Here is a 7,060-nt window from a genome sequence, read left to right as displayed (position 1 = left end):
CCGTCGCCATTTAAGTCTTCAGGGATCGTGATCGCTCCGATCAGGTCTGCCGGTACAGTATCAATAGTGAGGGTTGCTGTATCAGTTGCAATATTTCCAGCTGGATCTGTCGCAGTTACGGTGACTGTATGTGGACCATCTGTTAATGAAGGCAATGTATTATCTGCAAGTGTCCAAGTACCATCACCATTGTTCACTGCCGGATAGTCAGTTCCATCAACATTCACAACTATTGTTGCTGTTGGGTCATTGATTGCTCCTGTTAAAGCTGGAGTGGTGTCGTTGGTAGTCACATCATCTAAAGATACAACTGGAATACTAGTATCAATCGTTACCACTGCCGTATCTGTTCCTGCATTACCTGCAGGGTCAGTTGCCGTCACGGTAATGGTGTGCGGACCGTCGGTGAGTGCAGGCAAGGTATTGTCTGCAAGCGTCCAGGTGCCATCGCCATTGTTCACTGCTGGGTAATCAACACCATCCACATTCACAACCACAGTTGCTGTTGGATCATTGACTGTACCAGTGAGCGCTGGGGTGCTGTCGTTGGTGAGTACATCATCAAGCGCAACCACAGGGGCTGTGATGTCGGCAGAGACTGTACCTGTGCCTGGCAATGACGTATTGCCTGCAGGGTCAGTGGCTGTTGCCGTGACTGTATCGCCATCCACCAGGTTACCCGGGTTTGGTACTGACCAGCTGCCATCTGTGCCTGCAACGACGGTTGCAGTCGTACCATCAGGGAAGCTGACTGTTACGGTTGAACCCGCTTCTGCTGTACCGCTGACCGGATCGGTTGCATTGATTGGATCAAGTACCGGCGCATTTGGTGCGGTGGTATCAATCGTCACCACTGCAGTATCTGTTCCTGCATTACCTGCAGGGTCAGTTGCCGTCACGGTAATGGTGTGCGGACCGTCGGTGAGTGCAGGCAAGGTATTGTCTGCAAGCGTCCAGGTGCCATCGCCATTGTTCACTGCTGGGTAATCAACACCATCCACATTCACAACCACAGTTGCTGTTGGATCATTGACTGTACCGGTGAGCGCTGGGGTGCTGTCGTTGGTGAGCACATCATCCAGCGCAACCACAGGGGCTGTGATGTCGGCAGAGACTGTACCTGTGCCTGGCAATGACGTATTGCCTGCAGGGTCAGTGGCTGTTGCCGTGACTGTATCGCCATCCACCAGGTTACCCGGGTTTGGTACTGACCAGCTGCCATCTGTGCCTGCAACGACGGTTGCAGTCGTACCATCAGGGAAGCTGACAGTTACGGTTGAACCCGCTTCTGCTGTACCGCTGACCGGATCGGTTGCATTGATTGGATCAAGTACCGGCGCATTTGGTGCGGTGGTATCAATCGTCACCACTGCAGTATCTGTTCCTGCATTACCTGCAGGGTCAGTTGCCGTCACGGTAATGGTGTGTGGACCGTCGGTGAGTGCAGGCAAGGTATTGTCTGCAAGCGTCCAGGTGCCATCGCCATTGTTCGTCGCTGGGTAATCAACACCATCCACATTCACAACCACAGTTGCTGTTGGATCATTGACTGTACCAGTGAGCGCTGGGGTGCTGTCGTTGGTGAGTACATCATCCAGCGCAACCACAGGGGCTGTGATGTCGGCAGAGACTGTACCTGTGCCTGGCAATGACGTATTGCCTGCAGGGTCAGTGGCTGTTGCCGTGACTGTATCGCCATCCACCAGGTTACCCGGGTTTGGTACTGACCAGCTGCCATCTGTGCCTGCAACGACGGTTGCAGTCGTACCATCAGGGAAGCTGACTGTTACGGTTGAACCCGCTTCTGCTGTACCGCTGACCGGATCGGTTGCATTGATTGGATCAAGTACCGGCGCATTTGGTGCGGTGGTATCAATCGTCACCACTGCAGTATCTGTTCCTGCATTGCCTGCAGGGTCAGTTGCCGTCACGGTAATGGTGTGTGGACCATCTGTTAACGCAGGCAAGGTGTTGTCTGCAAGTGTCCAGGTGCCATCGCCATTGTTCGTCGCCGGGTAGTCAACACCATCCACATTCACAACCACAGTTGCGGTTGGATCATTGACTGTACCAGTGAGCGCTGGGGTGCTGTCGTTGGTGAGTACATCATCCAGCGCAACCACAGGGGCTGTGATGTCGGCAGAGACTGTACCTGTGCCTGGCAATGACGTATTGCCTGCAGGGTCAGTGGCTGTTGCCGTGACTGTATCGCCATCCACCAGGTTACCCGGGTTTGGTACTGACCAGCTGCCATCTGTGCCTGCCACTACAGTTGCAGTCGTGCCATCAGGGAAGCTGACTGTTACGGTTGAACCCGCTTCTGCTGTACCGCTGACTGGATCGGTTGCATTGATTGGATCAAGTACCGGCGCATTTGGTGCGGTGGTATCAATCGTCACCACTGCAGTATCTGTTCCTGCATTGCCTGCAGGGTCAGTTGCCGTCACGGTAATGGTGTGCGGACCGTCGGTGAGTGCAGGCAAGGTATTGTCTGCAAGCGTCCAGGTGCCATCGCCATTGTTCGTCGCTGGGTAATCAACACCATCCACATTCACAACCACAGTTGCGGTTGGATCATTGACTGTACCAGTGAGCGCTGGGGTGCTGTCGTTGGTGAGTACATCATCCAGCGCAACCACAGGGGCTGTGATGTCGGCAGAGACTGTACCTGTGCCTGGCAATGACGTATTGCCTGCAGGGTCAGTGGCTGTTGCCGTGACTGTATCGCCATCCACCAGGTTACCCGGGTTTGGTACTGACCAGCTGCCATCTGTGCCTGCAACGACGGTTGCAGTCGTACCATCAGGGAAGCTGACAGTTACGGTTGAACCCGCTTCTGCTGTACCGCTGACCGGATCGGTTGCATTGATTGGATCAAGTACCGGCGCATTTGGTGCGGTGGTATCAATCGTTACCACTGCCGTATCTGTTCCTGCATTGCCTGCAGGGTCAGTTGCCGTCACGGTAATGGTGTGCGGACCGTCGGTGAGTGCAGGCAAGGTATTGTCTGCAAGCGTCCAGGTGCCATCGCCATTGTTCACTGCTGGGTAATCAACACCATCCACATTCACAACCACAGTTGCTGTTGGATCATTGACTGTACCGGTGAGCGCTGGTGTGCTGTCGTTGGTGAGCACATCATCAAGCGCAACCACAGGGGCTGTGATGTCGGCAGAGACTGTACCTGTGCCTGGCAATGACGTATTGCCTGCAGGGTCAGTGGCTGTTGCCGTGACTGTATCGCCATCCACCAGGTTACCCGGGTTTGGTACTGACCAGCTGCCATCTGTGCCTGCAACGACGGTTGCAGTCGTACCATCAGGGAAGCTGACTGTTACGGTTGAACCCGCTTCTGCTGTACCGCTGACCGGATCTGTTGCATTGATTGGATCAAGTACCGGCGCATTTGGTGCGGTGGTATCAATCGTCACCACTGCAGTATCTGTTCCTGCATTGCCTGCAGGGTCAGTTGCCGTCACGGTAATGGTGTGTGGACCATCTGTTAACGCAGGCAAGGTGTTGTCTGCAAGTGTCCAGGTGCCATCGCCATTGTTCGTCGCCGGGTAGTCAACACCATCCACATTCACAACCACAGTTGCTGTTGGATCATTGACTGTACCAGTGAGCGCTGGGGTGCTGTCGTTGGTGAGTACATCATCAAGCGCAACCACAGGGGCTGTGATGTCGGCAGAGACTGTACCGGTGCCTGGCAATGACGTATTGCCTGCAGGGTCAGTGGCTGTTGCCGTGACTGTATCGCCATCCACCAGGTTACCCGGGTTTGGTACTGACCAGCTGCCATCTGTGCCTGCAACGACGGTTGCAGTCGTGCCATCAGGGAAGCTGACAGTTACGGTTGAACCCGCTTCTGCTGTACCGCTGACTGGATCGGTTGCATTGATTGGATCAAGTACCGGCGCATTTGGTGCGGTGGTATCAATCGTCACCACTGCAGTATCTGTTCCTGCATTGCCTGCAGGGTCAGTTGCCGTCACGGTAATGGTGTGTGGACCGTCGGTGAGTGCAGGCAAGGTATTGTCTGCAAGTGTCCAGGTGCCATCGCCATTGTTCGTCGCCGGGTAGTCAACACCATCCACATTCACAACCACAGTTGCGGTTGGATCATTGACTGTACCAGTGAGCGCTGGGGTGCTGTCGTTGGTGAGTACATCATCCAGCGCAACCACAGGGGCTGTGATGTCGGCAGAGACTGTACCTGTGCCTGGCAATGACGTATTGCCTGCAGGGTCAGTGGCTGTTGCCGTGACTGTATCGCCATCCACCAGGTTACCCGGGTTTGGTACTGACCAGCTGCCATCTGTGCCTGCAACGACGGTTGCAGTCGTGCCATCAGGGAAGCTAACAGTTACGGTTGAACCCGCTTCTGCTGTACCGCTGACTGGATCTGTTGCATTGATTGGATCAAGTACCGGCGCATTTGGTGCGGTGGTATCAATCGTTACCACTGCCGTATCTGTTCCTGCATTACCTGCAGGGTCAGTTGCCGTCACGGTAATGGTGTGTGGACCGTCGGTGAGTGCAGGCAAGGTATTGTCTGCAAGTGTCCAGGTGCCATCGCCATTGTTCGTCGCTGGGTAATCAACACCATCCACATTCACAACCACAGTTGCTGTTGGATCATTGACTGTACCAGTGAGCGCTGGGGTGCTGTCGTTGGTGAGTACATCATCCAGCGCAACCACAGGGGCTGTGATGTCGGCAGAGACTGTACCGGTGCCTGGCAATGACGTATTGCCTGCAGGGTCAGTGGCTGTTGCCGTGACTGTATCGCCATCCACCAGGTTACCCGGGTTTGGTACTGACCAGCTGCCATCTGTGCCTGCAACGACGGTTGCAGTCGTACCATCAGGGAAGCTGACAGTTACGGTTGAACCCGCTTCTGCTGTACCGCTGACTGGATCGGTTGCATTGATTGGATCAAGTACCGGCGCATTTGGTGCGGTGGTATCAATCGTCACCACTGCAGTATCTGTTCCTGCATTGCCTGCAGGGTCAGTTGCCGTCACGGTAATGGTGTGTGGACCATCTGTTAACGCAGGCAAGGTGTTGTCTGCAAGTGTCCAGGTGCCATCGCCATTGTTCACTGCTGGGTAGTCAACACCATCCACATTCACAACCACAGTTGCTGTTGGATCATTGACTGTACCAGTGAGCGCAGGTGTGCTGTCGTTGGTGAGCACATCATCCAGCGCAACCACAGGGGCTGTGATGTCGGCAGAGACTGTACCTGTGCCTGGCAATGACGTATTGCCTGCAGGGTCAGTGGCTGTTGCCGTGACTGTATCGCCATCCACCAGGTTACCCGGGTTTGGTACTGACCAGCTGCCATCTGTGCCTGCAACGACGGTTGCAGTCGTGCCATCAGGGAAGCTGACTGTTACGGTTGAACCCGCTTCTGCTGTACCGCTGACTGGATCGGTTGCATTGATTGGATCAAGTACCGGCGCATTTGGTGCGGTGGTATCAATCGTCACCACTGCAGTATCTGTTCCTGCATTGCCTGCAGGGTCAGTTGCCGTCACGGTAATCGTGTGTGGACCATCTGTTAACGCAGGCAAGGTGTTGTCTGCAAGTGTCCAGGTGCCATCGCCATTGTTCGTCGCTGGGTAGTCAACACCATCCACATTCACAACCACAGTTGCTGTTGGATCATTGACTGTACCAGTGAGCGCAGGTGTGCTGTCGTTGGTGAGCACATCATCCAGCGCAACCACAGGGGCTGTGATGTCGGCAGAGACTGTACCGGTGCCTGGCAATGACGTATTGCCTGCAGGGTCAGTGGCTGTTGCCGTGACTGTATCGCCATCCACCAGGTTACCCGGGTTTGGTACTGACCAGCTGCCATCTGTGCCTGCCACTACGGTTGCAGTCGTGCCATCAGGGAAGCTGACTGTTACGGTTGAACCCGCTTCTGCTGTACCGCTGACTGGATCGGTTGCATTGATTGGATCAAGTACCGGCGCATTTGGTGCGGTGGTATCAATCGTCACCACTGCAGTATCTGTTCCTGCATTGCCTGCAGGGTCAGTTGCCGTCACGGTAATCGTGTGTGGACCATCTGTTAACGCAGGCAAGGTGTTGTCTGCAAGTGTCCAGGTGCCATCGCCATTGTTCACTGCTGGGTAGTCAACACCATCCACATTCACAACCACAGTTGCTGTTGGATCATTGACTGTACCAGTGAGCGCTGGGGTGCTGTCGTTGGTGAGTACATCATCAAGTGCTACTGTCGGTGCCAATGCATCAACCACAGCTGTTGCTGGGCCTGATGTATTGCCAGCAGGATCTTCTGTTACTGCTGTTACCGTGTCACCATCATTTAAGCCTGGGTTTGGCACAGTCCAAGTACCATCCGGTCCTGCTACAACACTTGCTGTACTACCGTCCGGATATGTCACAGTCACTGTTGAACCAGGTTCTGCCGTACCTGTAATTGGGTCTGTCCCGTTAACCGGGTCAATCACTGGTGCTGAAGGAGCTGCTGTATCAACTGTCACAACACCTGTATCTGTACCCGCGTTACCTGCTGCATCTGTTGCCGTCACGGTAATCGTGTGTGGACCATCGTTAAGTGCAGGCAAGCTATTGTCTGCAAGCGTCCAGGTGCCATCGCCATTGTTCGTCGCTGGGTAATCAACACCATCCACATTCACAACCACAGTTGCTGTTGGATCATTGACTGTACCAGTGAGCGCTGGGGTGCTGTCGTTGGTGAGTACATCATCAAGTGCTACTGTCGGTGCCAATGCATCAACCACAGCTGTTGCTGGGCCTGATGTATTGCCAGCAGGATCTTCTGTTACTGCTGTTACCGTGTCACCATCATTTAAGCCTGGGTTTGGCACAGTCCAAGTACCATCCGGTCCTGCTACAACACTTGCTGTACTACCGTCCGGATATGTCACAGTCACTGTTGAACCAGGTTCTGCTGTACCTGTAATTGGATCTGTCCCGTTAACCGGGTTGATCACTGGTGCTGCTGGCGCTGTGGTATCAACTGTATATGTTTGTGTATCGTTAACAGTGCTGCTATTACCTG

At 54.3% G+C, this 7,060-nt stretch carries 1 protein-coding gene; it reads right to left on the bottom strand.

The features are described from left to right. Positions 1-7,060 (bottom strand): Ig-like domain-containing protein (locus tag RMB03_RS00385; protein WP_311073065.1); only part of this gene is annotated, 7,060 nt, incomplete at both ends.

The sequence above is a fragment of the Acinetobacter sp. V91_7 genome, from assembly GCF_031799075.1.
In the GTDB taxonomy this organism is placed as follows: Bacteria; Pseudomonadota; Gammaproteobacteria; order Pseudomonadales; family Moraxellaceae; genus Acinetobacter; species Acinetobacter calcoaceticus.
This window is presented reverse-complemented; position numbering and strand designations above follow the sequence as displayed.